Source organism: Ruegeria atlantica (assembly GCF_001458195.1).
Lineage (GTDB): Bacteria > Pseudomonadota > Alphaproteobacteria > Rhodobacterales > Rhodobacteraceae > Ruegeria > Ruegeria atlantica.
Window position 1 is genome coordinate 588,720 of sequence record NZ_CYPU01000039.1, and the last position, 25,519, is coordinate 614,238.

Sequence of the window (25,519 nt, forward strand, 5' to 3'; positions counted from 1 at the left end):
TCGTTCTATAAAGTTCACAAATGTTCTCAAAAAGTTCTTTACTGACTCGGCAAAATATGAGAACAAAAGGTCAACAAAGGATTAAAACCCGACCGGAGGTGAGACCATGCTGACCCAGATCAAGACCGCCATAAGTCGTTCGCATTCCACGCTATTGCAGGATGCGGCAGGTGCGGTGTCATTGGTGGTGATGCTGGTGGTTGCCCTTCACCTTCCCGGAGCGTTCTGACCCTTTCTGCCTGCGATCTCGTGCCGAAAACTCCGCGCCGTCGTCCCCATTTCTGTCAAGGGTGACCTGCCTGTCCCAATTCCCTTGAAAGGGCCATGCCTCGGCCCTGCGCGGAAATACGGATCCCACGCGAGACACGCATTGCCTACCGCCGCCCTTTCCGCCCGGAAGGAGCGGCGGTTTTTTTACAACTGTCCGGTTTTGAAGATTTCGAGCATCGCCGACAGCACGGAATTCACTGCAACCGATGCCAGGATCATCCCCATGATGCGGCTGATAATGGCAGCACCGGAATGGCCAATCAGTCGTATGATCGGTTCGGCCAGCAGCATCAAAACAAAGGCGATGGCCACGACAGACAACATAACCAGTGCTGTGATGCCTTGATCCGCCACGCTGAACCGGTTGTTGTCAGTCAGGATAACCACGGCCAGCATCGCACCCGGCGACGCCAGTGAGGGTACCGCCAACGGAAAGATCGCGGGGTTGGGCTTGTGGAATTTGTCTTCCTGATCGTCTTCTGCTGCGCGTTGTTCAACCTCTTGTTTGCTTTCGCCAAAGATCATCGTCAGGGCGAACAGGAACAGGATGATCCCTCCGGCCACCTGGAACGAGTTCAAACCGATATCCAGCGCCTCGATCAGCAATTGCCCAAAAACAAGGAAGAACAGCAAAACCCCGGCACTTATGAACGCCGCCAACAGGGCTGTTTTACGGCGCGCCGCCGCCCCAAGCCCGGCTGTAACGGCGATAAAAACGGGAATTGTTCCAATCGGATCAATAACGACCCACAGGGTAACAAAATGTTCCAGCAAACTATTCAAACCAAATTCTCCCCAAAACTTTGGCGGAGGTTAGATGGGTTTGAATTGAATTACCATCTTCAGGCGCAGTTGGCCTGTTCGGCTTGTTCCATAGCTTCAGCAGTAGCATCCAACGCCAGCAGAATCGAAGCGTGCCGGTTCTTGTAATCACGCGCAGGCATAAGAACTTCCAGCCCGTCAAACGGTGCGTCCGGAGCAGGGCCGTCTTTCTTCAACATAGCCGACAGTTGATCCCGCGCGGTTTCGATTTGCGCGCGCGTGGTTCCAATTACAGCGGATCCAACGACCGAGGCCGAGGCCTGACCCAGGGCGCAGGCCTTAACGTCCTGACCAAAGTCGGACACGTGACCGTCCTCAACCTTGACGTCCACGGTCACGGTCGACCCGCACAAAGGCGAGCGTTTCTTGACGGACGCATCAGGGTTTTCCAGTCGTTCCAGATGCGGAATATCCGCAGCCAGGGCCAGAATGCGCCCGGAATATAGCTTTATCAGGTCGTTCTCGCCAGACATGGCTTTCCCTCGTTGCGTGTTCCCCATACATAGTGGCCATCCACCGGGATGCAAAAGGTTTTTACAATGTCCGAGACCGTCACTTTCGATCTGTCTAGCCTGAAGTTTAACGACGCCGGTCTGATTCCGGCGATCGCACAGGATGAAGCTTCTGGCGAGGTGTTGATGATGGCGTGGATGAACGCAGAAGCGGTTGAAAAAACTCTTGAAACGCGCCGCGTGACGTATTGGTCGCGTTCACGTCAGTCGTTCTGGATCAAGGGCGAAACCTCGGGGCATGTTCAGGAACTGATCGATTTCCGCGTCGATTGTGATCGCGACTGCCTGCTGGTCCTGGTGCGACAGACCGGCGCGGCGTGTCATACGAACCGGCGCACCTGTTTCTACACCGCAGTGCGGGATGGTGAAGAGGTCGAGCTAATGCGGCCGATGGACTAGGGTCGGTCACAGCCCGACCATGACCCGAACCTGTTCCGCGGTAACTCCATCACCACGATACTTGGCGATGGCGCGCGCGTCGTCGCGTTTGGCCAAGCGTTTGCCTGCATCATCTCGGATCAGTTTATGATGGTGATAGACAGGTGTCGGCAAGCCGATCAGGGCCTGCAACAGAACATGGATACGCGTCGCCTCGAACAGGTCCTGACCGCGCACGACATGAGTTACGCCTTGCGCTGCGTCATCCAGAACGACGGATAGATGGTAGGACGTTCCCATATCGCGCCGGGACAATACCACGTCTCCGATTGTGTCCCGTAACTCATCAGCAGTGAAAGTGACGGGCCCCGTTTCCCCTTTCGGTCCCGCGCCTGTTTCTTCGAAAACCGCGGTTTTTCCAAACGGTTGAGTGGCAGTCCTAAACAGATCTGGAACTACACGTGCAGCCATTTCAATGTCCAGTCGAAGGGGCAAATCTTGTGGAATCGGGCCCGATCGCACTGAAACATGCCTGCACGTGCCCGGATAAATGATCCCATCCGGCCCATGCAGAGGAACTCCTTCCTGCGGCGCTCCGGCGGCGGCGGCAATGTCCCGACGATTGCAGGTGCACGGGTACAACAGACCTTGTGACCACAACGTTTTCAGCGCGTCTTTATAAGTTGACACACGAGACGATTGCCGCATCACGGGTTCTGGCCAGGTCAATCCTAGCCAGGTCAAATCGTCATAAATCTGCTCTTCCCAATTTGCCCGGCAGCGGGAGCGGTCGATGTCTTCGATCCGCAATAAAAATTGACCGCCTTCAGCGGCGGCCATATCACTGGCAAGAAGTGCAGAACAGGCATGGCCAAGATGAAGCGGACCCGTAGGAGATGGGGCAAATCTGGTAATGAATGTCACGTCTTTTCAACAATATATACGTCAGATTTAAGGTCCATCCCGGGAAGATGCGACCCGTATTCCCGAAACAACAACCGCGCAGCGCCCATGTCCAGCCAATCGTTTAAACGGGTGGTGAAGGACGGATCGTCAAGTGTGTGATCGTTGAAAGAAAAGGCCAGTAAGCCGCCTTTGGGTAGCGCCTTCATCAACAGGTCGAATGTCTCTGGCGGGGCGGCGCCGGTTCCGATCACGCCAATCGCTGTGATTGCCTTATAAGCATCTTGCTCCAGCGGTTCCGGATCGGTGATCTCAAACGTCGTGAGGTTTCTGTAAACCTCCTTGGCGGCTGCCCCTTCAAGCATCTTTGGCGTGGGATCCACACCATCGATTACCTGAAATCCCGTATCGTGCAGGGCTTTGCCGGACAGACCCGTGCCACAACCGTAATCCAGAACAGGCGTCTGCGATTCGGGCATCTGGGACCAAAGCGCCTCGGCCACGCGGCCAGGCGTGGCGTAGCCATGTGAGCCAACTTCGGCGTCGTATGACGAGGCCCATTTCTGATAATGCGTACGGGTCGCCTCAGGCGTATCAAGCCCATAGGCGTCTTTGAGGTATTTGTCGCTCATACCCGTATGTTAGGCTGGTAGGGCACAATGCGTCCAGTCAGCAATGCGCCAGCCAGTCTGTCCATTCCGTCTTGGCCCGGTCGGTGTAGGCCTTGTACCGGTCCTTACGGCCCCGGCGCCCCCCTTTGAGGCCATCAACCGGGCGAAACAGACCAAAGTTGACGTTCATGGGTTGAAAGGTCTTGGCTTCGGCCCCGCCGGTGATGTGGTGTATCAACGCACCCATGGCGCTGTCCTGCGGGATCTCGGGCAGGGAACGCCCCAGGATCTCGGCAGCAGCCAGCCGACCGGCCAACAAGCCCATTGCAGCGCTTTCCACATACCCCTCGACACCGGTGATCTGGCCGGCAAATCGAATACTCGGCTTTGATTTCAGCCGCATCTGCGCGTCTAGCAATGTCGGAGAATTGATAAATGTATTGCGATGAATCCCGCCCAGGCGCGCGAAACTGGCATTCTCAAGCCCGGGGATCATGCGGAATACGTCAGTCTGTGCACCATATTTCATCTTGGTCTGAAAACCGACGATGTTGAACAGCGTACCAAGTGCATTGTCGCGGCGCAGTTGAACAACCGCATGAGGTTTGACGTCAGGCTGATGCGGGTTGGTCAGGCCGACCGGTTTCATCGGCCCGTGGCGCAGCGTCTCGCGGCCCCGTTCCGCCATAACCTCGATGGGCAGGCAGCCGTCGAAATACCCGGCAGTTTCACCTTCGTGGAATTCTGTTTTGTCCGCCGCCAACAGGGCGTCGATGAAGGCCTCGTACTGATCGCGGTCCATGGGACAGTTCAGATAGGCAGTGCGCTCTTCTTCGGTTTCGCCCTTGTCATAACGGGACTGCATCCACGCCTGGCTCATGTCGATGCTGTCGGCATAGACGATCGGGGCTATGGCGTCGAAGAACGCCAGCGCCTCGGCGCCAGTTTCGGAACGTATCGATTCACCCAAAGACGACGAAGTCAACGGACCCGTCGCAATGATCCAGTGGCCGTCTTCGGGCAGGGCGGTGACTTCTTCGCCCGTTACCTCAACTCGCGGATGGGCCTGAAGCTTGGCGGTTACTGCTTCGGCAAACGGATCACGATCCACGGCCAAAGCCCCACCGGCGGGCAGGCGATGCGTATCGGCGGTGGTCATGATGATCCCGTTGGCCGCGCGCATTTCCCAATGCAGCAGACCGACGGCATTCTGTTCGTCGTCATCCGAGCGGAAGGAGTTCGAGCACACCATCTCGGCCAGATTGCCGGTCTGGTGCGCAAAAGTGCCCACTTTGGGCCGCATTTCGTGGATTACAACATCCACGCCCATTTCCGCTGCTTGCCAGGCCGCCTCGGACCCTGCCATGCCGCCGCCAACTATATGCAATTTCTGTGTCATGAGTTGCCACATAGGCCACAGCATCGCGCAACGCAACACACGCCAAGTTTCGCGTTGATTAGCTAGCAATTTTAGTAGGGTACTTGGGGTCGCCGTAGCGGGAATGTCAGCGCCGGTGAGAGAAACCAGCATGGAGGGACCTTCCGCCTACAGCGACCCAAAAGCGTATTTGGGCCTAAGCCATGTCTCAGCTTTGCCACAGTGTGGCCCTTTTGAAAAGGACTAAATTGCGAACAGTCGCGAAAATTTCCTTAAATAATCTCGCTATTGTTCCCAATTTGGCGGCCTTTTTTCGATAAATGCAGATATTCCTTCTTCGGTATCCCGATGCATCATATTCTGTGCCATTACCTCGCCGGTATAGGCATAGGCCTGTTCGATCGGCATATCCAATTGCTTGTAATAGGCCTGTTTGCCCACTTTGACCGCTGATCCAAGCTTGCCCGCTAGTTGTTCGGCTAGCGCCATCGTTTCATGTTCCAACAACATTTCGGGTACGGCGCGATTGATCAGGCCCAGCTCTGTCGCGCGTTCCGCCGAGATGAACGCGCCTGTTGTTAACATTTCAAATGCCTGTTTCCGGGGGATATTCCGGCTGAGGGCCACCATAGGGGTCGAACAAAACAACCCGATATTGACCCCGTTTACACCAAAGCGCGTGCCTTCGGCTGCAATCGCAAGATCACAAGTGGCCACCAGTTGGCAGCCGGCCGCCGTGGCGATGCCGTGGACTTGCGCGATCACGGGTTGGGGCAGTGATTGAATCGACAGCATCATCTTGGCGCACTGCGCGAACAGGTCTTGAAAATAGGCTTTTCCCCCGTCCTCGCTCTGACGTCCGGCAGTCATCTGTTTCAGATCGTGACCTGCGCAAAACGCTTTACCTTCGCCGGACAGGATTACGGCGCGAATGCTCGAGTCGTTGCTTAAGGCGTCGAATTCAGTCTGAAGTGCCGCCAGCATCTCTTCGCTCAGGGCATTCAGGCGCTCTGGCGCGTTCATTTTCAACCGGGCAACGCCATTCATGTCGTTACGTTCCAGAATTCCCATCTTGCTCTCCGATCTGATGTCGGGCCAACTCTAGGACGGCAATTCGAGGAGGGGAAGTATGTCGTTGGTTTTGAACCGCGAACAACTGTCAGATTATCTGGTCGAGGTGTTTCCGCAGGTCGAGAAGGACTTTGTCATAGACAGGCTGGATGAAAACTCAATCACAATGCGGCTGAAAGTCGGGGACAGACATCTGCGTCCAGGGGGGACAGTTTCAGGCCCGTCGATGTTCGGTCTGGCCGATGTCAGCGTCTATGCAATGATCCTTGCATTGAAAGGACGTCAGTCGCTCGCGGTGACGACAGGGTGTTCGATGGACTTCATGCGCAAACCCGATGGGGCCAACGATATGATCGCGCGCTGCAGCTTGCTAAAACTGGGCAAGACGCTTGCGGTAGGCGATGTTCTGATGTTCTCGGAAGGCTCTGTCAAACCCGTTGCGCGGGCTACGATGACCTATTCATTGCCACCTGCAGGGTCTGCAGCGGCGGTGTTTGGATAAAAAGGGCCGGGTATGAAACCCGGCCTAGGAAGAGGTCCCGATAGGGACTGGGGATAATTAATACTGCCAGAAATAGCGTTTGATCTCGCGGTCGGCCGCGGGGCGGGTCAGGCCGACATCTTTAAGCATGCGATCATCCAACTTGGACAGGTTAATTCTGCTGCGGCGCTGTCGTTCCCACTGTGTGACAGTCGCCGCAAACCGCACGGCCAGCGCGGCGATCATCGGCAGCCGAGGGCTATCGTTCAGCAGCATGAGGGCGGGGTTGTGCATATGGCGTGTCATCTTGGGTATCCTTTCAAATTGTATTGACACAAAGTACTAATGTTCGGTACATGGGCGTGATACATTCGGGATTGTGTCAAAAGCAAAGGAAGAATTGTAATGGATACAATTTGGCCAGAGGTGTTACCAAAATCCAAAGGTCCCAAGTACACACTGGTCGCCGATACAATACGAAAAGCGATTGAGAACAAAGCGCTGGAGGTAGGATCTAAACTGCCTCCAGTCCGGGAGCTTGCGTATCGGTTACAAATAACGCCCGGCACGGTTGCCCGGGCATATACGATTCTGACGGAAGAAGGCTTGCTACAAGCCGAGGTTGGACGTGGTACATTTGTCGCCCCTCCAAAATCACCTTTGCTGGACGATGTGTGGGCAAGACAACTTCACCTGCGCGACGACAAGTACAACGCCGATGTCAGCCTGTTCAGCCCCAGATTACCGGACGTGGGGCAGGTGGCCCTGATCAGGGAATGTCTTAAGAAAGTGTCACAAGCCGATCCGCGTTTGCTGATGAATTACCCGACGCGCGATGCGTACCAACCCATGCGGCAGGCGGTCGTTGAATGGCTCTCAGATCTGCCGCTTGGCGCAGTGACCCATGATGATGTGGTTCTGACGCATGGTGGGCAAAATGGTCTTTGCCTGGTGTTTCAGACGATCCTGCGCGGCCCCAAGCCGGTCGTTCTGGTTGAAGATCTGTCATATGCCGGTTTCCGTCGGGCAGGTGAGTTGATGCGAGCCGAGGTTGTCGGCGTGAAGATGGACAAGTGGGGCATTGACCCTCAGGCTATGGATCACATTTTGCGTCAGACCCAGGCGCAAGCAGTTTGCGTCTCGCCCGAGGTGCAAAACCCAACCGGTACACATACGCCGCTGGAACGTCGAAAAGAGGTTGTGGAAGTCGCCCGCCGCCATGATTTGCAAATCATTGAAGACGATTGCTATCGAATGGGGGACGCACGCGAGCCCAGCTATCGCGCTTTGGCACCTGAACGGGGTTGGCATGTTTCGTCGATCTCAAAGATCCTGACGCCAGCCCTGCGGGTCGGGTTCGCCATCGCCCCGCGCGAACGCAGCGTCGATCTTCGGCGCTCAGCCGAATACGGCTATTTCGGTTTGGCACAACCGCTTGCAGAGCTGACCCGGCTGTTGCTGTCTGATCCGCGGACACGGCAGATTGCCAGGGACGTCCGTGCCCGGATGGGCGACTATGTCCGGGTGACGGTCAATGCGCTTGGCGGCTTTGATCTGAACTGGGCGCCGGACGTGCCGTTTGTCTGGCTGAACTTGCCGTCGGGTTGGCGTGCCGCCGCATTCAGCCGTGCTGCTGAACGCGAAGGCATTCAGTTACGGTCTGCCGACGAGTTCGCGCTGCGGGACGGGCGTGCCCCCAACGCCGTACGCATTGCGATGAATGGGCACGTGTCATTGGAGCGGTTCGAGGCCGCAATGCAGCGCCTGCGGGCGCTTTTAGATAATCCGCCGGAACAGATCAGCGTCTAGGCCCCTAGCTCAATGGGGCGGGGTCGCCAAAGAACCCGGCCAGATGTGAAATCTTGCCTTGTTCATCCAATCGAACGAAATCGTGGCCGGTCACCATTACGGTGCCGTCGGGGTCAACCATATGCCAAGTAAAGTGGACGACATCGTGATGATTGTTGGGGTTACTGGTCAGCTCAACCCGCCCGCCAGAGCTTTGGAGGACTTCCCCGATATGATCGCACAGGTTTGACCGTCCGTTTACTTCTGCCGTCGGGTCTACATAGACGCCATCCGTGGCGAAACACTTGGTTAATAGGTCAAGGCGTTGACCTTGGTCCGCCTGTTGCCAGGCCGCCCCGTAATCGGCGATGGTTTGCTGCCAATCCATTCTCTGGCCACTCCTTTTTTGATCGCTGCTCTACAACAGTATATCTGGTCGGGGATATTTGCGGAAATTGATGGCGATTTTATGGGGTAAAATAATACCTATTTCATAATATGCTGTAATTGCTAGATTATTTTTGATTTCATGTTCTTGACGCGCCACAAGGGTACATCTAAATACGCAACATCGAATTCGGGCCGCTCCGTATGTGGGCGGTCTTTCACATCAAACAGGACTATCCTGCCATGAAAACCTTTTCTGCAACACCTGCAGACATCGACAAGAAATGGATCCTGATCGACGCCGAGGGCGTTGTTCTGGGTCGTCTTGCTTCGATCGTCGCCATGCGTCTGCGTGGCAAGCACAAAGTGTCGTTCACCCCGAACATGGACATGGGCGACAATGTCATCGTGATTAACGCTGACAAAATCCAGATGACCGGCAAGAAGCGCGAAGAAAACTTCTACTGGCACACTGGCCACCCGGGCGGCATCAAGTCGCGCACCAAGCAGCAGATCCTTGAAGGCAAGCACCCCGAGCGTGTTGTGACCCAAGCGGTCAAGCGCATGCTGCCTGGCAACCGCCTGTCGCGTCAGGTTATGACCAACCTGCGTGTTTATGCCGGTGCTGAGCACCCGCATGAAGCCCAGTCGCCCGAAGTTCTGGATGTTGCATCCATGAATAAGAAAAACACCCGGAGCTAATGACCATGGCTGATCAGATCAATACTCTCGAAGAGCTGAGCGCCGTTGCAGGCGTTGAGGTTGTGGCCGAAGAAGTCATCGTGCGCGAACCCGTACGTGACGAACTGGGTCGCTCTTATGCCACCGGCAAGCGTAAAGACGCTGTTGCCCGCGTTTGGATCAAGCCGGGTTCTGGCAAGGTCACCGTAAACGGCAAGGATCAGGACAAGTATTTTGCGCGTCCCGTTCTGCAGCTGATCCTGCGCCAGCCGTTCCAGGTTGCCGGTGTTGAAGGTGAATTCGACGTTGTCGCAACCGTCAAAGGCGGTGGCCTGACCGGTCAGGCCGGTGCGGTCAAGCACGGCATCTCGAAAGCGCTGCAGCTGTACGATCCGTCCCTGCGTGGCGCACTGAAAGCCGCTGGCTTCCTGACCCGCGACAGCCGCGTTGTTGAACGTAAGAAATACGGTAAGCGCAAAGCGCGTCGTTCGTTCCAGTTCTCGAAGCGTTAATTCGCCACCGAATACACAAAATCAAAAGGGCTCGCATGTGCGAGCCCTTTTTCGTTTGAGATGCGTGTTGGGGGTTATTCTTCGTACACCATCTTCCAGGCACCGTTTTCGACAACATTCACATAGACTGAATCAGCCCCCTGATGGTCATCAGGTCCAAACGTCATGTGGTTGCCCACCAGTTCATCCTGATAGTCCAGTGTTTCCATCGCTGCGATAAAGCTTTCATGCGTCAGATCGGGGCCAGCAGCCTCAAGCGCTTTGACCATCGTTTCGGCCGCAGAATATCCCAGCATGGCAAATCCCACGGGGTCTTCACCGGTTGCGGCTTTATATTCTTCGATAAAGGCGGCAGGGGCGGGGTCTTCCGCGCGGGACCACAGATCCTGCCAGGATGCGGCGGCATAGAAACCGTCGGTCACACCGCCCGGCACTTGCGCAACGACAGTCAGGAAGCTGGCCGAGGTGCCAAGGAACTTCATATCTGCAAGGCCCATCTTTTTGGCCGTGCCGACAACGGTAATGGCCTGACGTACGCCTAGAGCGATCGTTACGATATCGCAGCCTTCTTCCTTTAACTTGCTGAGTGAGCCGACGAAATCCGTTTCATCCGGTTTGTGCGTGGTCTCAGCGACGAAAGCGATCCCGGCTTCTTCGGCACCGGCCTTAGTGCCTTCGACGATTTCCTCACCAAAATCGGTTGGCAGATACATCGAACACACAGACTGACCACCAAATTGCTCAGCGAGATATTTCACACCGACACGGCTTTGGTCAAAATATGTGGAAAAGGCCGTGAACTTGTTGTCCATCGGCTCCTGTAACATCTGCCGTGCAGCAGACAAAGGGGCAACATTGGGAATACCTTTTGGATCCAATAGCTTGAACCCCGCGACATTCATCGGCGTTCCCAGCGACTGCAGCATTGCGAACACCTTGTCGCGGTTCAGCAGCTTGTTATAGCCCTGCATCGCACGCGGCATCTGATACCCATTGTCCTCGACAACATAGCGGATCGTCCGCCCGTGTATGCCACCATTAGCGTTCACGCGGTCAAACACCACATTTGCGCCCTTGGTCGCCGGAACACCGACGGCTGCGAAGATACCGCTCAGGTCATTGACCGACCCGATGATGATCTCATCATCCGTGACACCCTGTGTCTGTGCATTGGCAAGGGTCGCCGAAGCCGTCAAGGCGGTGGCCGCCAGCCGCATGATCACATTCTTCATCTTTCTCCTCCCTTTAGGTTATCTCTTTTATTAGTTGTACATGTCTTCAATAAGATGGCCGTGTTTCTTTTCGACAAAGCTGCGTTTCAGCTTCATTGTTGCGGTCAGTTCATCGTCATCTGCGGTCAGAAGTACATCAATCAGGCGAAAGTCCTTGATCTGCTCGACCCGTGCAAAATCCTTGTTCACCGCGTCGATTTCCCCTTGTATCTGATCTTTGATTTCAGGGGCCGCACAAAGGGATGCAAAATTTGAAAACGGAATCTTCCGATCCTGCGCAAATTTTTCGACGTTTTCCTGATCAATCATGATCAGCGCGGTCAGGAATTTTCGCTTGTCACCGATTATAACCGCGTCCGAGATGTAGTGGCTGAATTTCAACCGGCTTTCGATCTCGGCCGGGGTGATATTCTTGCCGCCAGCAGTGATGATGATGTCTTTCATTCGGCCTGAGATGGTGACGTAGCCATCCTCATCAATATGCCCGAGGTCGCCAGTTCGCAGCCATCCATCGGCAGTGAAAGATTCGGCCGTTTTTGCGTTATTGCGCCAATAACCCTGAAAAATGTTGAGGCCCTTTAGCTGAATCTCACCGTCTTCGGAGATACGGATGTCATTTCCCGGCACAGCGCGTCCGATGGTCCCGACCTTATTGCTTTCAATGGTGTTTAGCGTCGCCAGACCTGAAGTTTCGGTCATCCCGAACCCCTCGACCAACGGCACGCCAATGGCCCAGTACCATTTCAACAGATCTGTCGAAATAGGGGCCGCGCCAGAACCACCACGCCGCATCTTGTCCATACCCAGCATGCGGCGCAAGTTGCGCAGTACCAGCCGGTCCCACACCCAGAATTGCGCGGCGACACTGGCCGGGACGGGTTTGCCGGCCAGAATGTACTCGGCCCGCGCAAGCCCTGCCTTCAGGGCCATGCCAAAGGCTGCGCGGCCCGTGGGCGTCGCATCCTGCGTCATAATCTGAACGTAGGAATAGATCTTCTCCCAAACCCGCGGAACGGCTGTAAAGGTCGATGGTGAGATCTCTTGCAGGTTCGCAAACACCGTCTCGGGGCTTTCGGCAAAATTGACGATGCATTTGGCGGCCAGCGGGAAATAGATGGATACGTCACGCTCTAGAATGTGGCACAGCGGTAGAAAGCACAGCTGTTCGTCCGTCTCTAAGGCAGGCAACGCATGTGCCCCACATTCTATTGCCGCAAGTATGTTCTCATGGCTCAGCATCGCGCCTTTCGGCATTCCCGTGGTGCCCGAGGTGTAGATCAGAAGTGCTGTATCCTGCGGCGACGCCAGCGCGATTTCGGCCTCGAAACGATCGGGTTCTTCAGCCTCGGCTTGCTGACCCAGCGCGTACAATGCATCGATCATTATGCAGCGCGCATGATCCAGATCGTGCAAGCCCTCATCGTCAAGAATGATGACATTCAGAAGGCCCGGAACCTCATCTTCGACCTTCAGGAATTTGTCCAGTTGCTCTTCGTTTTCGACGATCAGAAATCGGCTGTCGCTGTCATTGATCAGGTATTTCAGCTGGTTAGCCGAGTCGGTGGTGTAGACACCAGACGCAATGCCACCAACGGCCTGAATGCCCATGTCGAACCAGGCCCATTCTTTTCGATCCTCGGACAGGATCGAGACAACCTCGCCTCGTTGCAGTCCCAATTTGCGCAGGGCCAGCCCAATCCACTTGGCGTGCTGCCAATAGTCCGCCCAAGAATATGACCTCCAGATGCCAAGGTCTTTTTCGCGGTGCGCCGTAAGATCGCCAAGCTCGGCGCAGCGTTTCCTGAACAGCTCGCAGATTGTCGTGCACTCATCGACACAGACCGGGCGCTGGCCGGGGGTTGCGTTCAGGCGAACGCCGTTGACTGTGATCTGAGGGGGCAGGGTGCTGATTTTCATCTGTCTCACCTCCACGTCTTTTTCCGCTTCCAACGGCGGTTTTCCCGCGCGCCTTCTTCCTGAACGCCCAGATAGAAATTCTGGATGTCCTCTGACCGCATCAGAACATCTGCTGCGCCATCCATTACGATGCGTCCGACCTCCATCACATAGCCTTGGTGGGCCAGTTCCAGGGCGGCGTTGGCGTTCTGCTCGACCAGCATCATGGTCATGCTCTGTTCGTCATTCAGTCGCTTGAGGATGCCAAAAATTTCCTGCACCAGCAGCGGTGACAGACCAAGCGAGGGTTCATCCAACAGCATGATCTTTGGATTGGCCATCAACCCACGGCCAATCGCCAACATCTGCTGCTGTCCGCCGGACAGGGTGCCGGCTTCTTGATTGCGACGTTCCTTGAGGATCGGAAAGTATGAAAACACCAGATCCCGATCGTGGTCGACCTGCCCCTTGTCCTTCAGGGTATAGGCCCCGAGGCTGAGGTTTTCATCGACCGTCAGGAGTGGAAACACCTCACGCCCTTCGGGCACGTGAACGATACCTTTCTGCACAACCTTGTGCGGCTCGGACCCCTGAATTTCGTCGCCTTCAAACGTGATCTTGCCCTTTTCCGGATCCATCACGCCAGAAACGGTTTTCATCAGCGTGGTTTTGCCCGCGCCATTGGCGCCAAGGATCGAGACAATTTGGCCCTGATGAACATCCAGAGAAACACCCCGGATCGCCATGATCGGACCATAGAAACTCTCGATGTTGCGGATTGTCAGGATCGGCTCGCTCATGAGGCTTTACCCAAATAGGCCTCGACCACCGCCGGGTGCGACTGAACCTCAGCAGGTGTTCCCAGCGCCAGTTTTGCGCCGTCCGCCATTGCCAGAACGCGATCCGAGACGCCGGAAACCAGCCCCATATCATGCTCGACCATCAGAACCGTGATCGCCATCTGTCGCCGCATATCGTCGATCCACCAGCGCATGTCGGTTGTTTCTTCGACAGACAGACCCGAGGCGGGTTCGTCCAACAACAGCAGCTTGGGATCGGTGGCCAGTGCGCGGGCCACCTCGACTACCTTACGCACGCCATAGGGCAGGCCAGAAATCATTTTGTCGCGGAACGCCTGCAGGTCGAGGAAGTCGATAATCTCTTCGACCTTTTCGCGGTTCTCCAGTTCCTGTCGTCGTGCGGAGGGCAGAAACAACACCTCGGACAGCATGTTCGATTTGCGGTGGCGGTGTCGTCCGACAAGCAGGTTCTGCAAGACCGTCGCATGCTCGAAGAGTTCGATGTTCTGAAATGTCCGCGCCACTCCATATGCAGCCACGCCGGACGGTTTGGCCTTAAGCAAGTCGTGCCCGTCGTAACGAATATTGCCTGTGTAGGGGTCGTAGAAACGCGAGATCAGGTTGAAGACTGTGGACTTCCCTGCACCATTAGGGCCAACGATGGCGAAAATCTCGCCTTCCTCGACTTCGAAAGATAGATCATTGACGGCAGTCAACCCACCGAATTTCAGGGTGACGTTTTCGAACTCAAGAAGGCTCATCTCAGGCGCTCCGTCTTGAGGTAGGATTTCTGACGCTTGAACATGTCCTTGCGATAGAAGGGAAACAGCTCGAACCACGTCCGGATTTTCAGCCAGCGTCCATACAAGCCCATCGGTTCAAACAGGATGAAGGCGATCAGGATCATTCCGAAGATACCGAACTCCAACCCCGGGATGGCGACGGTATTGCCACCAAACACCGCGCCAACATATTCCTTTGATATCGACAGGAATTGGGGCAGGAACCCGATCACGATCGCTCCAAGGAATGCGCCGTGGATGGATCCCAGACCACCGATCACGATCATCATCAGTAGCTGGATTGAGATCAGGACGCTGAACGTCTCATTGTTGAATGCGCCCGAGAACATGCCCATCAACGCGCCCGCCCATCCGCTGACAGCGCAGGACAGTGCGAACGAGATCATCTTGGTCCGTGCAATGTCCACGCCCATGGCCTGTGCCGACACTTCAGAATCCCGAACAGCGATAAAGCTGCGCCCCAAGGGCGCGCGCAACAAGTTGATGTAGCCAAGCGTCACCAGCACCGCCACACCAAGAACCAGCCAGAAGAACTGAACCGGAGTGCCCCATCGGTCGACCAGAAACCCGAAAATCTCAACGCCGCCTAGGTATTTACCCGCGACCCCGCCTGTGATCGGCTCGGCCAGAACGATGACGTCATCCATCAGGATGGACAGGGCCATTGTGAAGATCGCGAGATATATCCCGTGCAGTCGCAGGGCAGGGATGGCAACCGTCACTCCGGCCAATCCGGTCAGAATACCAGCCAAGGGGAAGGCAATCAGGAACGGCACGCCAGCTTCAAGAAGAATGACGTTGGCGTAGCAACCAAAGGCCAAAAACGTAGCATGCCCGAGGCTGACTTGACCTGTGTGACCCGTCAGGATCATCAACCCCAGGCCCGCGATGGCCCAGATCAGCACGTTTGTCAGTTCACCCAGGTAGAAATCGTCCAGCCACCACGGAGCGGCGGCGACAACCGCCAGCAAAATCAGGTACAGGCAAAGCTGATACGCGTCCTTCCAAGGTCGGATATCCTGCATGTAGTTTGTTTTGAACACAATCCGCATGAGTTAGACCTTTTTGACCCGAACCTGACTGAACAGCCCGTTTGGGCGAAAGATTAGCACCGCCAGTAGCAGCGCATAAGGCGCGATCTGGCTGTACCCTGCTGCAATGTAACGGCTGGCAAAGGGTTCAATCACGCCGACGATCAGCCCGCCAGCTAATGCCCCCGGAAGGCTGCCGAAGCCACCGATTACGGCTGCGGCAAAGGCCTTGATGCCGAGCAAACCGGTGGTTGGATCGACAGACCCCTTGGCCGCGAACAAGATGCCTGCAATCCCCGCGACAACCCCCGCTAAAGCCCAGATAAAGCCCTGCACACGCTTCACCGGTATTCCCATGTAATACGCCGCTAACTGGTTCTGCGACGCGCCCTGCATCGCAAGACCCAGCTTGGTTCGACTGAAGAAAACATACAGCCCCCAGGTCAGCAAGATGGTCACGACGATGACCGCGACGTCCTCCATCCCCAGCACCAGTCCGCCAAAGCGGACTTCCTTGCCGGCCAACGGGTTTTGAAGCGTCTGCGGCTCGTGCCCCCAGATCAACCCGGCTGCGAACCGGATTACGAAACCCAAAGCGATGGTCAGGATAACAACTGCCGTTTGGCTTTCTCCAAACAAACGCCGGATGATTAGGCGATCAAGCAAGTAGCCCAACGCGCCCATGATCCCCAATGAAATCGGCAAGGCCATCCAGAAGGGCAGCCCCATATACTCCGTATTCGTAAGCCCGATCGTCACGAAGGCGCCCAACATCATGAAGTCGCCCTGCGCGAAATTTACTGCCTCGGTGGCCTTGTAAATCAGCACAAAGCCAAGCGCGATCAGGCCGTAGACACAGCCATTCGCCAGCCCGCTGATCAGCAGCTGTGCGTTATCCAAGTTTGTCCTCCCATGCCGGTTGGACCGGCGTTCCTTACGCCCCGGACATCCTCCTTCGTCCGGGGCTTTGTTCTACTATGGCGTGATAATCACCTTCCCGTCACTCTTTTTCAGAGCATTGGCCAGATTTGCCACCACATCGCGCAAGCCAAGCCGTGCAGAAACATCCGTTTTCCAGCGTCCGTCAGCAAACCGGGCCTGTACTTCACCAACAACTCTCATCTGGCCCGCCGGAGGCGTTGACGTCATCCAGTTGGTCAACCAGAATCCCTCGATCCGCTTGCCCATAAAGATCAACTGACCGGTCTGTGTCAGTTTTGGCAATTCGGGGCTGAGCTTGCCGTAGATGACCCACCGCGCACCGTTGGGCATCGAACAGAAAATCCGCTCGGAAACCTGATCCGTCACGGCATCCAGAAAGACACGTGGTTTTAGTTCCATGCTGAGCGCTCCGAATTTCTGCATCATGTCCGGGTCGGACGTGACCAAGACCTCATGAGCGCCAAGTTCCTTCAAGGATTCAACTGCCTCGGCCCGACGCACGATTGCGATGGGTTTCAGTCCCAAATCGCGCCCCAATGAGCACATGAGTTTGCCCAACTGGCTGGTGGCCGCCGAAACGACAAAAGCATCGCCCGCACCTCGCGCGATGTCCACCATGGCCATCGCAGTCATGGGATTGATGACCTGGGCGGAACCATCTTCGTCCGTGATATCGGGTCGCAGTGGGATGCACATCAACGCCTGCGTCACGACATACTCCGCCCACGCCCCAGAACCAGCCGCCACAAAGGCGACCCGTTGACCCTGCAATGCTTCGGCACCGGTGCCGGTGGCCACCACGTCGCCACAGCCCTCAAACCCGGCGGGTGTGCCTTTGATACGCGGCTGCCCGTATTCTCCCTTGATAAAGTGGAGATCGGATGGGTTCACCGACGCCGTCCGTAATTTGATCAACACCTGACCGGGACCGGGTTCGGGCACGGGAAGCTCGGCCTCGGCCAGCCAATCGGCGGCATCCTCGATAAAAGGACCGGTGGCCGATCCGGAATAGCCGTCATGGGTTTGAATGACGGCGAACATGTTTAGGGGCAGGGTGGTCATTATGTCTCCTATCTCCTGTACGGACACAGCACAGAACAGGTCTGTTGCAAGTGGTGTTGCGTTGGATTTAGGAGCAGCCAATCAAACGGGTGCTGAGACGTCAATCAGAGTTGCGCCTGACGTAACGGGAATGCGCGCCCAGTAAAGAAAAAGGGCCGCTCAAAATAGAACGGCCCCCAGAAATTATTGTTGTCCAGTCAGAAGCGTGCGCAGCTCTTCGATCTTCTGAGCAATCAACTGAGGGGATGCCTTGATTTCATCCAGGATACCCAAGGCTTTTGTTTTCAGGTCCTGTGACAACTGGCTATCCTGAACCGAAGCTACCAAGGCGTCATAGTCAAAATTCTGGACGGAAAGCGTACCTTCTTCGATCCAGGAATTCAGCAAGTCTTGCCCCTGATTGGCGAGGGACGCGACCTGATCTCCGGCCTGGTCGGCCAGATCAGAGGCCGCCTGTCCGGCTTGTTCGGCCGCTTCGGTGGCCTGATCAGCAATGGAAGATGCGGCTTCGCTCGCCTGTTCGGTGGCGGCATCCACGGCATCATTTGCGGCCTCACCTGCGTCCTGGGCCGCCGATTGCAGGCTTTCGGCAGGCGTGGGTTCGGGTTGATTGATGTAATAGTAAGCTCCGGCGCCAAGTCCGGCGACGATAACAGCTAATATGAGAGTACGCGACATGGGGTTCTCCTTGAAATATGTGTCGCTTAGATGAGGGTAAATTATCAGTGATCAAAGGGGAATTCCCAGAAATTCATTTCAATTCGGGGGTTTGAGCCAGCCTGCGCCGATCTGATGGAACCAGGTGGCAACAACACGCCGTCATGCGGACAGCACGGCAGGTGAGCTTGATTACTCGCCAAAATCCGAGGCGGGTTTGGACCGTAAGTAGGCACATATGTCGTGGTTTCGAGACGGTGGAACATCAAACTCAAAATAACTTAAGAAGTAGTTTTGCTTTGTATCATCTTAAATTCCTCTGTTTTTACAGTTCATATTGCAACAGAGAAACGAACTAAAGCGCCACGTAGGGCACTGAGAAACAGCATTCAGATGGCTGCCAATCCTGAGTCGGGAAAATGGCGGAGAGACAGGGATTCGAACCCTGGGTGGGCTTGCACCCACAACGGTTTTCGAGACCGCCCCGTTCGACCACTCCGGCACCTCTCCGCGGGGGTCTGTGAGGGGGGGATTTAGTGAGGAACGCGCGGGGGTGCAAGCAGAAAATTCCTGAAAATGACAAAGCCGGGATTTTCCGTTGCCTGACGCGGTATTTCCCCTAGGCTCATGGGTATGACTTATCCTTTACGCCAAACTATCCTGCCGCTATTCGCCGCCGTTCTGTTCGTAATCTACGGGTCGCAGCAAGCACTTGCTGCCGGACGGGACCGGATCGAAGCCTTTTTGACAACAACCGGGTTCGACGTTGCACTTGAAAGCATCGCGCTGGCCTCGGCCTCAGCCCCGCAAATGTTGGGAATCGATCCTGACGGGTTTGGGTCGGACTGGACACGCTTGACCGAAGAAGTCTTTGACACTAGGGACATGCGCGAAACAGCCGTGTCTATTCTGGAACAAACGCTGAGCGATGAAGCGCTAACCCATGCGGTCGAGTTCTATGCATCCGACCTTGGGCAAAGGCTGGTCGAGTCCGAGAATGCATCGCACATGGTTGAAGATGACGATGCCAAGCAACTGGAAGGGCAGAAAATCGTCTCGGACCTGATCAAGGATGGATCCAAGCGGGTCGAAAATCTGAAACGCATGAACAATGCAATTGATTCCAGCGGGACGGCATTACGTGCGCTGCAGGAAATTCAGGTGCGCTTTTTGCTCGCTGCCAGCGCCTCGGGGGTGATTGACTTGCAACTGGGCGCGGATGAACTGCGTCAGATGATGAAGCGCAATGAGACCGGCATGCGGCAAGCTTTGCAGCTGTCCGCGCTTGCCGGGGCAGCCTATACCTATAAGGACTTCTCGGATTCTGAGGTCGTCGCCTATGCTGAGGCTTTGGAGCAGCCTTTGATGCAAGAAGTCTATGAGCTGCTGAATGCCATTCAATACGAAATCATGGCCATGAAGTTTGAAGATCTGGCCGCGCGGATGGCGGAACTACATCCGGCCCAGGATATCTGATGCGCCTGATCGCTGCTTATTTCGCCGTGTTTCTGTCAGCCATGCCACTGGCAGCGTCCGAGCGGGTTGAACGCCTCATGCTGGCACTTCAATTGGAGCAGGTCGTCGATATTCTGCGCGACGAAGGTTTGGCACAGGCGAAAGACCTGAACGACACATTTCTGGGTGGTGACGGCGGGCCGTTTTTTGATGATCAGGTGGACGAAATTTATGATCCACAGTGGATGCAGGAACAGATTTCTGGGACCTTCGAGACCAGCCTGACAGCCAGCCAGATGGATCGCGCCATCCTGTTCTTTGAAAGTGATGTCGGGCAAACCGTTATCACTCTGGAAAACTCGGCCAGAAGGGCCTTCGCGGATGAAACCATCAAGGACATGGCACGCGAAAACTATCTGAACGGGGAAGGCGGCACCCAACTTTTTCGGCTGGTCGGCGAGTACATCGAAGTCAACGACCTTATCGAAAAGAACGTACAAAGCTCGCTTAGTTCGGATTATAACTTTTTTCGCGGCCTCAGCGCGGATGCCGGAACCAGCTCGGAAGATATTCTGGCGCAGCTCTTGTCGGACAAGGACAGGCTTACCGAGGAAAACCGCATCTGGTTGTATTCCTTCCTTCTGGTGGCCTATCAACCGCTCGATGAGACTCAGATGCGGGAGAACATTGCTTTTTCCCGAACTGAGACCGGGCGCGCCGTAAACGAGGCCTTTTTCGACGGTTTCGATAAGATGTATGACCAGATCTATTTTCAACTGGGGCAGGCGGTCTCACGGGCGCTTGGCGCATCGGATCTTTGATCCTGTATTTGATGTTGACTTTGCCGATCAATCTATGGATAAGCGCGCATCCCGGCCGGTTTTCCGCGCCGGGTGTCGTTATTATTGACCCTAGGACCTTGTCCCACGGGTCGTCACAAAGCCCGAAAAGGGCGCGCTGTTCGAGGTGGCGAAAGCTAGAAACGCCCGGTCGGGGACCATAGAACGCGATTAAACAAAGGAAAGACGCATGTTTGCGGTCCTCAAGACTGGCGGCAAGCAGTACAAAGTTCAAGCGGGCGATATCCTCCGCGTTGAAAAATTGGCTGCCGACGCAGGTGAAACAGTTCAATTCAACGATGTTCTGATGGTGGGCGGCGACGCTCCAGTTGTTGGTGCACCGTTCGTCGCAGGCGCAGGCGTTCAGGCCGAAGTGATCGAACAGATCAAAGGTGACAAGGTCATCAACTTCGTAAAACGCCGTCGTAAGCACAGCTCGAAGCGTACCGTTGGCCACCGTCAGAAGCTGACTCTGGTCAAGATCACCGACATTTTGGCGTCAGGCGCTGACAAGTCGGGCATCAAAGCTGCAACCGGTTCGGCACCGGCTGGCGAAGCTGCCCCAGTGACAAAAAAGCCTGCCAAGAAAGCTGAAGCCAAAGCAGAGGCACCTGCCGCTGCTGCTGCCGCTGACGATCTGACCCAGTTGACCGGTGTCGGCCCCGCCGCTGCCAAGAAGCTGGCCGAAGCCGGTATCGAGAGCTTTGCCGCTCTGGCCGCCTTGTCGGACGATCAGATTGCTGCTATCGAAACGGTCAAAGTGAAACCCGAATGGGTTGAGCAGTCCAAAGATTTGGCTAAAGGCTAAGGAGAGACAGAATGGCACATAAAAAAGCTGGCGGTTCCTCCCGTAACGGTCGCGACTCAGCTGGTCGCCGCCTTGGCGTGAAACTGTATGGTGGCCAGGCCGCCATTTCAGGCAACATCATCGTGCGTCAGCGCGGCACCAAGTTCTGGCCGGGCGAAGGCGTAGGCATGGGCAAAGATCACACCATCTTTGCAACTGTGGATGGCGCCGTGAAGTTCCACAAGGGACTTAAAAACCGCACCTTTATTTCGGTCCTGCCAGTGGCGGAGGCCGCAGAGTAAGCCGAAACCCAGAAGGTTTAAGAAAATTTCATGGGGGACCGGCAGAAAGTGCCGGTCCCCTTTCTCGTTTTCAGGAGCGGTCCCATGACCGAAGTGATAAAAACACAGCGTCTTGTCTTGCGTCGGTTTCGGCGTGAGGACTCGTCGCGTCTTGTCACTCTTCTGAACGATCTGGACGTGGTGCGCTGGTTGACGGTTGTACCGCATCCCTATGATGACGCGGATTCAACTGAATTTGTCGACGTGATGGCAGCCGAAGATGATGCCTTTGCCATCACTCAAGAAGAGAACCTCATCGGCTGTATCTCGACCGGATCTCAGCTGGGATATTGGGTTGCCAAAGCGTTCTGGGGGCAGGGCTATGTGACCGAAACCTCCCGCGCGATGATTTCAAGGTTCTTTCGATCTGATCAGCAGGAACTCACCTCGGGTTATCACGTCGGCAACGAACGGTCTAAGGCGGTCTTGTCAAAACTTGGGTTCAAACCAAATGGCCAGCATCGTGCGACGGCGCGGTCGACCAACGAAGATGTGATAATTCAGGGCGTTTTGCTGCGTCGTGTGGACTGGGAGGCGATGTAATGACCGTTGCAACAACTAGTTTCCTGATCTTCGCAGCCTCCCAGGTCGGAACGCCCGGACCCGCCAATATGGTCCTGCTGGGCACAGGTGCACGCTACGGGTTTCGGGCGGCTCTGCCGTTTGTGGCCGGTGTGATCCTTGGCAAACAGCTGATCATCTGGCCCGTTGGTTTTGGTCTGCTGCAACTCGCGGATCAGGCACCGATTGTCTTTTCGGTCCTGAAATACGCCTCGGCGGCGTATATCTGCTGGCTGGCCTGGAAGATCGCGAACCTGCGTCTTTCGCGCAGTGAAACCATTGGAGACGTGCCCGGTTTTTGGGCGGGGCTGATCGTTCATCCCCTTAACCCAAAGGCATGGGCCATGATCATAGCCGGTTTTACCGGGTTCGTTGCGGTTGGCACGCCCAGCTTTAACGCGACGTTCACGATCGCTCTCTGTTTATTGCTTTGCCAGGCGGTTTTACACCCGATCTGGACATTTGCCGGAGATAGAATTGCCCACGTGGTTGAAGGTCGGCCCGTGGAAAAATATCTGATGTGGACGTTAGCGAGTCTCACTGTTGCGTCCGTATTTTTTGTGTTGTTCGGAGGAGGAACGCACTCATGAAACTCGAGACAATAATAAACCAGCCGGTCCTCGAAACCGAGCGGTTCGATCTGCGCCCCTTGCGCCGGTCGGATATGGGTCTCATCGAGCATTATGCAGGCGATGAGCGCGTGGCACGTATGACCACGTCGATCCCGCATCCGCTGCCACCGGGGTCGGTCGAGGCGTTTGTGACGCGTTCGATGGCTGAAGACCGGGATGAGGACGTCTGGGCGATGGACGCCACCAAAGATGGTGGGCCGGAACTGATTGGTCTGATTTCGCTTACGCGGCTGGATCGCAATCAGTCCGAAGTTGGCTATTGGGTGGCGCCTGTTTACTGGAATACAGGCGTAGCTTCACTGGCCGTCGAGATGTTGGTGAAGGCTAACCCGCTTGAAAATTCGAATTTGTTTGCCAGCGTGTTTCAGGACAATCCTGCCTCGGCCCGGGTTCTGACCCATTGTGGGTTCCAGTATCTGGGTGATGCCGAAAGCTACTCGGTGGCGCGCGATGCGAATGTGCCCACCTGGACATATAGTAAAAAACTCTGACTTGTGGCCGATGGGGCCCTTGCAGTAGGGGACAGTTATGAAATTTCTCGATCTTGCAAAGGTCTACATCCGGTCCGGGGCCGGCGGTGGCGGGTGCGTCAGCTTTCGGCGTGAAAAATACATTGAATACGGCGGTCCCGATGGCGGAGACGGCGGTAAGGGCGGGTCTGTTTGGGTCGAGGTTGTGGACGGGCTGAACACCCTGATCGACTTCCGCTATCAGCAGCATTTCTTTGCCAAGAACGGTCAACCCGGTCGTGGACAGCAGCGCACGGGCAAGGATGGTGACGAAATCATCCTGCGTGTGCCTGTCGGGACTGAGATTCTGGACGAGGACGAAGAGACCGTCATCTGCGACCTGACAGAGGTTGGGCAGCGTGTTCTGCTGGCCAAGGGCGGCAATGGTGGCTTTGGCAACCTGCACTTCAAATCGGCAACCAATCAGGCTCCACGCCGGGCTAACCCCGGTCAGGCAGGGATCGACCGCACGATCTGGCTGCGGCTGAAGCTGATTGCGGATGTGGGTCTGCTTGGCATGCCCAATGCTGGTAAATCGACTTTTCTGGCGGCCACATCGAACGCGCGACCCAAGATTGCTGACTATCCGTTCACGACCCTGCATCCCAATCTTGGTGTGGTCGGTGTCGACAATGTGGAATTTGTCGTCGCGGATATTCCCGGCCTGATCGAAGGCGCCCATGAGGGGCGCGGGATTGGAGATCGGTTCCTTGGTCACGTGGAACGTTGTGCCGTTCTGCTGCATCTGGTCGATGGCACCTCGGAAACCGTCGCCGACGATTACCGCACCATCATTCATGAGCTTGAAGCTTACGGCGGTGAACTGGCTGAAAAGCCCCGGATCACAGTTTTGAACAAGGTCGATGCGCTGGACGAAGAGGAGCAGGCGCTGCAACGGGCCGAGCTGGAAGAGGCTGTTGGTGGCCCTGTGATGACCATGTCTGGCGTCGCGCATCTGGGCGTAACCGAAGTGTTGCGCGCCTTGCGTGCCCAGATCGACGAAAACCGCCTGCGACAAAAACCCGTTGAGGAGACCAAGTCTTGGCAACCCTGACCGCAGCACGCCGATTGGTGGTCAAAATCGGCTCTGCCTTGCTGGTGGACCGTGATACCGGGTTGCTGCGGTCGGATTGGTTGCACTCGCTGGCTCAAGACGTGGCCTGGCTCAAAGGGCAGGGAGCTGACGTCATTTTGGTCTCATCCGGCTCGATTGCGTTGGGGCGCGGTGTTTTGGGCCTGCCCATGGCGGATTTGCCGTTGGAACAATCTCAGGCCGCCGCTGCTGTTGGCCAAATTCGGCTGGCGCGGGCTTATGAAGAGGCTTTGACGCCGCACAAAATCACAACTGCGCAGGTTTTGGTGACGCTGGAAGACAGCGAGGACCGGCGGCGGTATTTGAATTCGCGCGCGACGCTGGAAACGCTGCTGAGTTTGGGCGTGGTTCCGATCGTCAATGAAAACGATACCGTTGCTACGGATGAGATCCGCTACGGCGACAATGACCGGTTGGCGGCGCAGATCGCGGTGACGGTTGGGGCCGATCAATTGATCCTGTTGTCGGATGTCGACGGTTTCTACACCGGGAACCCGAGTGAAGACGGAAACGCCAAGCGTTTCGATGTTATTGAGACCATCACGCCCGAGATCGAAGAGATGGCAGGCGATGCCGGTTCCGGCCTGTCCAAAGGCGGAATGAAGACCAAGCTGCTGGCCGCCAAGATGGCAACTGCTGCCGGTTGTGATATGGCGATCACCGAAGGTTCGACTTTGAACCCGCTGAAATCGCTTGAAGATGGCGCCAATTGCACTTGGTTTACAGCGACGCTGGACCCGCATGCTGCGCGCAAACGCTGGATTTCGGCCATGAAACCGCGTGGTGAAATCGTGGTGGACGCAGGCGCGGCCAAAGCGTTGGGTAATGGTAAAAGCCTGCTGCCTGCTGGCATCGTTGAAGTAACGGGCGATTTCGGACGCGGTGATCCGGTTGCGATCATGGACCACCGGTCGAGGCGTTTGGCGCAGGGCCTCAGCCGGTATACCGCGCAAGAGGCGGATGCGATCAAGGGTCGGAAGTCCTCAGAGATCGAAGCCACACTGGGCTATCCAGGCCGGGCCGTCCTGATCCATCGAGATGATTTGGCGTTGTAATGACGCGATGATAGAACCAAATGACCGACC

The 25,519-nt window shown here is 56.0% G+C and carries 31 protein-coding genes and 1 tRNA gene; 15 read left to right on the forward strand and 17 right to left on the reverse strand.

Annotation, left to right across the window (positions count from 1 at the left end):
• Positions 1–106 precede the first annotated feature (106 nt).
• On the forward strand, positions 107–229 hold the full coding sequence (locus RUA4292_RS25470) for a hypothetical protein (protein ID WP_255414864.1): 123 nt from the start codon (positions 107–109) through the stop codon (positions 227–229).
• Positions 230–414: 185 nt separating this feature from the next.
• Here RUA4292_RS25470 and RUA4292_RS12775 read toward each other — a convergent pair whose 3' ends face one another.
• Together RUA4292_RS12775 and RUA4292_RS12780 are read right to left on the reverse strand one after the other, a co-directional pair.
• Positions 415–1,053, reverse strand: a complete 639-nt coding sequence (locus RUA4292_RS12775) for a MarC family protein (protein ID WP_058277905.1) — start codon at positions 1,051–1,053, stop codon at positions 415–417.
• A gap of 59 nt (positions 1,054–1,112) precedes the next feature.
• Entirely contained in the window at positions 1,113–1,565 is a 453-nt protein-coding gene (locus RUA4292_RS12780) for an iron-sulfur cluster assembly scaffold protein (RefSeq protein ID WP_058278192.1), read from the reverse strand.
• 48 nt (positions 1,566–1,613) lie between these two features.
• On the opposite strand from RUA4292_RS12780, the gene hisI reads away from it, so the two are divergent.
• Entirely contained in the window at positions 1,614–2,003 is a 390-nt protein-coding gene (gene hisI, locus RUA4292_RS12785; protein WP_058277906.1) for a phosphoribosyl-AMP cyclohydrolase, read from the forward strand.
• Between the two features lie 6 nt (positions 2,004–2,009).
• On the opposite strand, the gene gluQRS is transcribed toward hisI, so the two are convergent.
• From gluQRS to RUA4292_RS12805, 4 genes are all read right to left on the reverse strand, one after another.
• Positions 2,010–2,906, reverse strand: a complete 897-nt coding sequence (gene gluQRS, locus RUA4292_RS12790) for a tRNA glutamyl-Q(34) synthetase GluQRS (RefSeq protein WP_058277907.1) — start codon at positions 2,904–2,906, stop codon at positions 2,010–2,012.
• Positions 2,903–3,517, reverse strand: coding sequence for a class I SAM-dependent DNA methyltransferase (locus RUA4292_RS12795; protein ID WP_058277908.1), 615 nt, complete (start codon positions 3,515–3,517; stop codon positions 2,903–2,905). The genes gluQRS and RUA4292_RS12795 overlap by 4 nt, the downstream gene beginning before the upstream one ends.
• A 37-nt stretch (positions 3,518–3,554) precedes the next feature.
• A complete protein-coding gene (gene trmFO, locus RUA4292_RS12800) occupies positions 3,555–4,895 on the reverse strand; it encodes a methylenetetrahydrofolate--tRNA-(uracil(54)-C(5))-methyltransferase (FADH(2)-oxidizing) TrmFO (protein WP_058278193.1) in 1,341 nt (446 codons plus the stop codon).
• A 264-nt stretch (positions 4,896–5,159) separates the two neighbouring features.
• Positions 5,160–5,945 carry an enoyl-CoA hydratase gene (locus RUA4292_RS12805; protein ID WP_058277909.1) on the reverse strand — a complete coding sequence of 262 codons (786 nt, stop codon included), beginning with the start codon at positions 5,943–5,945 and terminating at the stop codon, positions 5,160–5,162.
• A 58-nt stretch (positions 5,946–6,003) separates the two neighbouring features.
• Between RUA4292_RS12805 and RUA4292_RS12810 the strand changes: the two genes are divergently transcribed.
• Complete coding sequence (locus tag RUA4292_RS12810) at positions 6,004–6,447, forward strand: PaaI family thioesterase (RefSeq protein WP_058277910.1); 444 nt, start codon at positions 6,004–6,006, stop codon at positions 6,445–6,447.
• A 57-nt stretch (positions 6,448–6,504) separates the two neighbouring features.
• Here the strand turns inward: RUA4292_RS12810 and RUA4292_RS12815 are convergent, their stop codons facing one another.
• On the reverse strand, positions 6,505–6,732 hold the full coding sequence (locus tag RUA4292_RS12815; protein WP_058271589.1) for a DUF1127 domain-containing protein: 228 nt from the start codon (positions 6,730–6,732) through the stop codon (positions 6,505–6,507).
• 99 nt (positions 6,733–6,831) lie between these two features.
• Between RUA4292_RS12815 and RUA4292_RS12820 the strand changes: the two genes are divergently transcribed.
• On the forward strand, positions 6,832–8,235 hold the full coding sequence (locus tag RUA4292_RS12820; RefSeq protein ID WP_058277911.1) for an aminotransferase-like domain-containing protein: 1,404 nt from the start codon (positions 6,832–6,834) through the stop codon (positions 8,233–8,235).
• 4 nt (positions 8,236–8,239) lie between these two features.
• Here RUA4292_RS12820 and RUA4292_RS12825 read toward each other — a convergent pair whose 3' ends face one another.
• Complete coding sequence (locus tag RUA4292_RS12825) at positions 8,240–8,602, reverse strand: nuclear transport factor 2 family protein (RefSeq protein ID WP_058277912.1); 363 nt, start codon at positions 8,600–8,602, stop codon at positions 8,240–8,242.
• Positions 8,603–8,844: 242 nt separating this feature from the next.
• Here RUA4292_RS12825 and rplM point away from each other — a divergent pair, with 242 nt between their 5' ends.
• On the forward strand, positions 8,845–9,303 hold the full coding sequence (gene rplM / locus RUA4292_RS12830; protein ID WP_058278194.1) for a 50S ribosomal protein L13: 459 nt from the start codon (positions 8,845–8,847) through the stop codon (positions 9,301–9,303).
• 5 nt (positions 9,304–9,308) lie between these two features.
• Positions 9,309–9,794: a 30S ribosomal protein S9 gene (gene rpsI, locus RUA4292_RS12835; protein ID WP_058271904.1), complete on the forward strand. Its 486-nt coding sequence runs from the start codon at positions 9,309–9,311 to the stop codon at positions 9,792–9,794.
• Positions 9,795–9,868: 74 nt separating this feature from the next.
• On the opposite strand, the gene RUA4292_RS12840 is transcribed toward rpsI, so the two are convergent.
• The 9 genes from RUA4292_RS12840 to RUA4292_RS12880 all read right to left on the reverse strand — a co-directional run bounded on the left by RUA4292_RS12840 (position 9,869) and on the right by RUA4292_RS12880 (position 18,727).
• Positions 9,869–11,026, reverse strand: coding sequence for an ABC transporter substrate-binding protein (locus RUA4292_RS12840; RefSeq protein ID WP_058277913.1), 1,158 nt, complete (start codon positions 11,024–11,026; stop codon positions 9,869–9,871).
• A gap of 30 nt (positions 11,027–11,056) precedes the next feature.
• On the reverse strand, positions 11,057–12,943 hold the full coding sequence (locus RUA4292_RS12845) for an AMP-dependent synthetase/ligase (protein WP_082637089.1): 1,887 nt from the start codon (positions 12,941–12,943) through the stop codon (positions 11,057–11,059).
• 5 nt (positions 12,944–12,948) lie between these two features.
• On the reverse strand, positions 12,949–13,722 hold the full coding sequence (locus RUA4292_RS12850; RefSeq protein ID WP_058277915.1) for an ABC transporter ATP-binding protein: 774 nt from the start codon (positions 13,720–13,722) through the stop codon (positions 12,949–12,951).
• Positions 13,719–14,483, reverse strand: coding sequence for an ABC transporter ATP-binding protein (locus RUA4292_RS12855; protein ID WP_058277916.1), 765 nt, complete (start codon positions 14,481–14,483; stop codon positions 13,719–13,721). The genes RUA4292_RS12850 and RUA4292_RS12855 overlap by 4 nt, the downstream gene beginning before the upstream one ends.
• Positions 14,480–15,577, reverse strand: a complete 1,098-nt coding sequence (locus RUA4292_RS12860) for a branched-chain amino acid ABC transporter permease (protein ID WP_058277917.1) — start codon at positions 15,575–15,577, stop codon at positions 14,480–14,482. The genes RUA4292_RS12855 and RUA4292_RS12860 overlap by 4 nt, the downstream gene beginning before the upstream one ends.
• 3 nt (positions 15,578–15,580) lie before the next feature.
• Positions 15,581–16,456 carry a branched-chain amino acid ABC transporter permease gene (locus RUA4292_RS12865; RefSeq protein WP_058277918.1) on the reverse strand — a complete coding sequence of 292 codons (876 nt, stop codon included), beginning with the start codon at positions 16,454–16,456 and terminating at the stop codon, positions 15,581–15,583.
• Positions 16,457–16,531: 75 nt separating this feature from the next.
• Positions 16,532–17,560: an alcohol dehydrogenase catalytic domain-containing protein gene (locus RUA4292_RS12870; RefSeq protein WP_058277919.1), complete on the reverse strand. Its 1,029-nt coding sequence runs from the start codon at positions 17,558–17,560 to the stop codon at positions 16,532–16,534.
• Positions 17,561–17,743: 183 nt separating this feature from the next.
• The gene (locus tag RUA4292_RS12875) at positions 17,744–18,238 is read right to left on the reverse strand and encodes a hypothetical protein (protein WP_058277920.1); all 495 of its coding nucleotides are present in this window, start codon (positions 18,236–18,238) and stop codon (positions 17,744–17,746) included.
• 399 nt (positions 18,239–18,637) lie between these two features.
• Positions 18,638–18,727: transfer RNA gene (locus tag RUA4292_RS12880), tRNA-Ser, on the reverse strand.
• A gap of 117 nt (positions 18,728–18,844) precedes the next feature.
• On the opposite strand from RUA4292_RS12880, the gene RUA4292_RS12885 reads away from it, so the two are divergent.
• From RUA4292_RS12885 to proB, 9 genes are all read left to right on the forward strand, one after another.
• The gene (locus tag RUA4292_RS12885; RefSeq protein WP_058277921.1) at positions 18,845–19,693 is read left to right on the forward strand and encodes a DUF2059 domain-containing protein; all 849 of its coding nucleotides are present in this window, start codon (positions 18,845–18,847) and stop codon (positions 19,691–19,693) included.
• Positions 19,693–20,493, forward strand: coding sequence for a DUF2059 domain-containing protein (locus tag RUA4292_RS12890; protein ID WP_082637090.1), 801 nt, complete (start codon positions 19,693–19,695; stop codon positions 20,491–20,493). Before RUA4292_RS12885 ends, RUA4292_RS12890 begins: the two co-directional genes overlap by 1 nt.
• Before the next feature lie 208 nt (positions 20,494–20,701).
• On the forward strand, positions 20,702–21,319 hold the full coding sequence (locus RUA4292_RS12895) for a 50S ribosomal protein L21 (protein ID WP_058277922.1): 618 nt from the start codon (positions 20,702–20,704) through the stop codon (positions 21,317–21,319).
• An 11-nt stretch (positions 21,320–21,330) separates the two neighbouring features.
• Positions 21,331–21,600, forward strand: coding sequence for a 50S ribosomal protein L27 (gene rpmA / locus RUA4292_RS12900; RefSeq protein ID WP_058271644.1), 270 nt, complete (start codon positions 21,331–21,333; stop codon positions 21,598–21,600).
• A gap of 84 nt (positions 21,601–21,684) precedes the next feature.
• The gene (locus RUA4292_RS12905; protein ID WP_058277923.1) at positions 21,685–22,182 is read left to right on the forward strand and encodes a GNAT family N-acetyltransferase; all 498 of its coding nucleotides are present in this window, start codon (positions 21,685–21,687) and stop codon (positions 22,180–22,182) included.
• Positions 22,182–22,790 carry a LysE family translocator gene (locus RUA4292_RS12910; protein ID WP_058277924.1) on the forward strand — a complete coding sequence of 203 codons (609 nt, stop codon included), beginning with the start codon at positions 22,182–22,184 and terminating at the stop codon, positions 22,788–22,790. The genes RUA4292_RS12905 and RUA4292_RS12910 overlap by 1 nt, the downstream gene beginning before the upstream one ends.
• Complete coding sequence (locus tag RUA4292_RS12915) at positions 22,787–23,323, forward strand: GNAT family N-acetyltransferase (RefSeq protein ID WP_058277925.1); 537 nt, start codon at positions 22,787–22,789, stop codon at positions 23,321–23,323. The genes RUA4292_RS12910 and RUA4292_RS12915 overlap by 4 nt, the downstream gene beginning before the upstream one ends.
• Before the next feature lie 37 nt (positions 23,324–23,360).
• The gene (gene obgE / locus RUA4292_RS12920) at positions 23,361–24,395 is read left to right on the forward strand and encodes a GTPase ObgE (protein ID WP_058277926.1); all 1,035 of its coding nucleotides are present in this window, start codon (positions 23,361–23,363) and stop codon (positions 24,393–24,395) included.
• Complete coding sequence (proB, locus tag RUA4292_RS12925) at positions 24,383–25,489, forward strand: glutamate 5-kinase (protein WP_058277927.1); 1,107 nt, start codon at positions 24,383–24,385, stop codon at positions 25,487–25,489. The genes obgE and proB overlap by 13 nt, the downstream gene beginning before the upstream one ends.
• Positions 25,490–25,519 lie beyond the last annotated feature (30 nt).

Excerpts from the sequence above, each read along its gene's own strand:
- RUA4292_RS25470 (WP_255414864.1), top strand. The coding sequence starts at position 107 with ATGCTGACCCAGATCAAGACCGCCATAAGTCGTTCGCATTCCACGCTA.
- RUA4292_RS12780 (WP_058278192.1), bottom strand. The coding sequence starts at position 1,565 with ATGTCTGGCGAGAACGACCTGATAAAGCTATATTCCGGGCGCATTCTG.
- hisI (WP_058277906.1), top strand. The coding sequence starts at position 1,614 with ATGCAAAAGGTTTTTACAATGTCCGAGACCGTCACTTTCGATCTGTCT.
- RUA4292_RS12795 (WP_058277908.1), bottom strand. The coding sequence starts at position 3,517 with ATGAGCGACAAATACCTCAAAGACGCCTATGGGCTTGATACGCCTGAG.
- trmFO (WP_058278193.1), bottom strand. The coding sequence starts at position 4,895 with ATGACACAGAAATTGCATATAGTTGGCGGCGGCATGGCAGGGTCCGAG.
- RUA4292_RS12805 (WP_058277909.1), bottom strand. The coding sequence starts at position 5,945 with ATGGGAATTCTGGAACGTAACGACATGAATGGCGTTGCCCGGTTGAAA.
- RUA4292_RS12810 (WP_058277910.1), top strand. The coding sequence starts at position 6,004 with ATGTCGTTGGTTTTGAACCGCGAACAACTGTCAGATTATCTGGTCGAG.
- RUA4292_RS12815 (WP_058271589.1), bottom strand. The coding sequence starts at position 6,732 with ATGACACGCCATATGCACAACCCCGCCCTCATGCTGCTGAACGATAGC.
- RUA4292_RS12820 (WP_058277911.1), top strand. The coding sequence starts at position 6,832 with ATGGATACAATTTGGCCAGAGGTGTTACCAAAATCCAAAGGTCCCAAG.
- RUA4292_RS12825 (WP_058277912.1), bottom strand. The coding sequence starts at position 8,602 with ATGGATTGGCAGCAAACCATCGCCGATTACGGGGCGGCCTGGCAACAG.
- rplM (WP_058278194.1), top strand. The coding sequence starts at position 8,845 with ATGAAAACCTTTTCTGCAACACCTGCAGACATCGACAAGAAATGGATC.
- rpsI (WP_058271904.1), top strand. The coding sequence starts at position 9,309 with ATGGCTGATCAGATCAATACTCTCGAAGAGCTGAGCGCCGTTGCAGGC.
- RUA4292_RS12840 (WP_058277913.1), bottom strand. The coding sequence starts at position 11,026 with ATGAAGAATGTGATCATGCGGCTGGCGGCCACCGCCTTGACGGCTTCG.
- RUA4292_RS12845 (WP_082637089.1), bottom strand. The coding sequence starts at position 12,943 with ATGAAAATCAGCACCCTGCCCCCTCAGATCACAGTCAACGGCGTTCGC.
- RUA4292_RS12850 (WP_058277915.1), bottom strand. The coding sequence starts at position 13,722 with ATGAGCGAGCCGATCCTGACAATCCGCAACATCGAGAGTTTCTATGGT.
- RUA4292_RS12855 (WP_058277916.1), bottom strand. The coding sequence starts at position 14,483 with ATGAGCCTTCTTGAGTTCGAAAACGTCACCCTGAAATTCGGTGGGTTG.
- RUA4292_RS12860 (WP_058277917.1), bottom strand. The coding sequence starts at position 15,577 with ATGCGGATTGTGTTCAAAACAAACTACATGCAGGATATCCGACCTTGG.
- RUA4292_RS12870 (WP_058277919.1), bottom strand. The coding sequence starts at position 17,560 with ATGACCACCCTGCCCCTAAACATGTTCGCCGTCATTCAAACCCATGAC.
- RUA4292_RS12875 (WP_058277920.1), bottom strand. The coding sequence starts at position 18,238 with ATGTCGCGTACTCTCATATTAGCTGTTATCGTCGCCGGACTTGGCGCC.
- RUA4292_RS12885 (WP_058277921.1), top strand. The coding sequence starts at position 18,845 with ATGGGTATGACTTATCCTTTACGCCAAACTATCCTGCCGCTATTCGCC.
- RUA4292_RS12890 (WP_082637090.1), top strand. The coding sequence starts at position 19,693 with ATGCGCCTGATCGCTGCTTATTTCGCCGTGTTTCTGTCAGCCATGCCA.
- RUA4292_RS12895 (WP_058277922.1), top strand. The coding sequence starts at position 20,702 with ATGTTTGCGGTCCTCAAGACTGGCGGCAAGCAGTACAAAGTTCAAGCG.
- rpmA (WP_058271644.1), top strand. The coding sequence starts at position 21,331 with ATGGCACATAAAAAAGCTGGCGGTTCCTCCCGTAACGGTCGCGACTCA.
- RUA4292_RS12905 (WP_058277923.1), top strand. The coding sequence starts at position 21,685 with ATGACCGAAGTGATAAAAACACAGCGTCTTGTCTTGCGTCGGTTTCGG.
- RUA4292_RS12910 (WP_058277924.1), top strand. The coding sequence starts at position 22,182 with ATGACCGTTGCAACAACTAGTTTCCTGATCTTCGCAGCCTCCCAGGTC.
- RUA4292_RS12915 (WP_058277925.1), top strand. The coding sequence starts at position 22,787 with ATGAAACTCGAGACAATAATAAACCAGCCGGTCCTCGAAACCGAGCGG.
- obgE (WP_058277926.1), top strand. The coding sequence starts at position 23,361 with ATGAAATTTCTCGATCTTGCAAAGGTCTACATCCGGTCCGGGGCCGGC.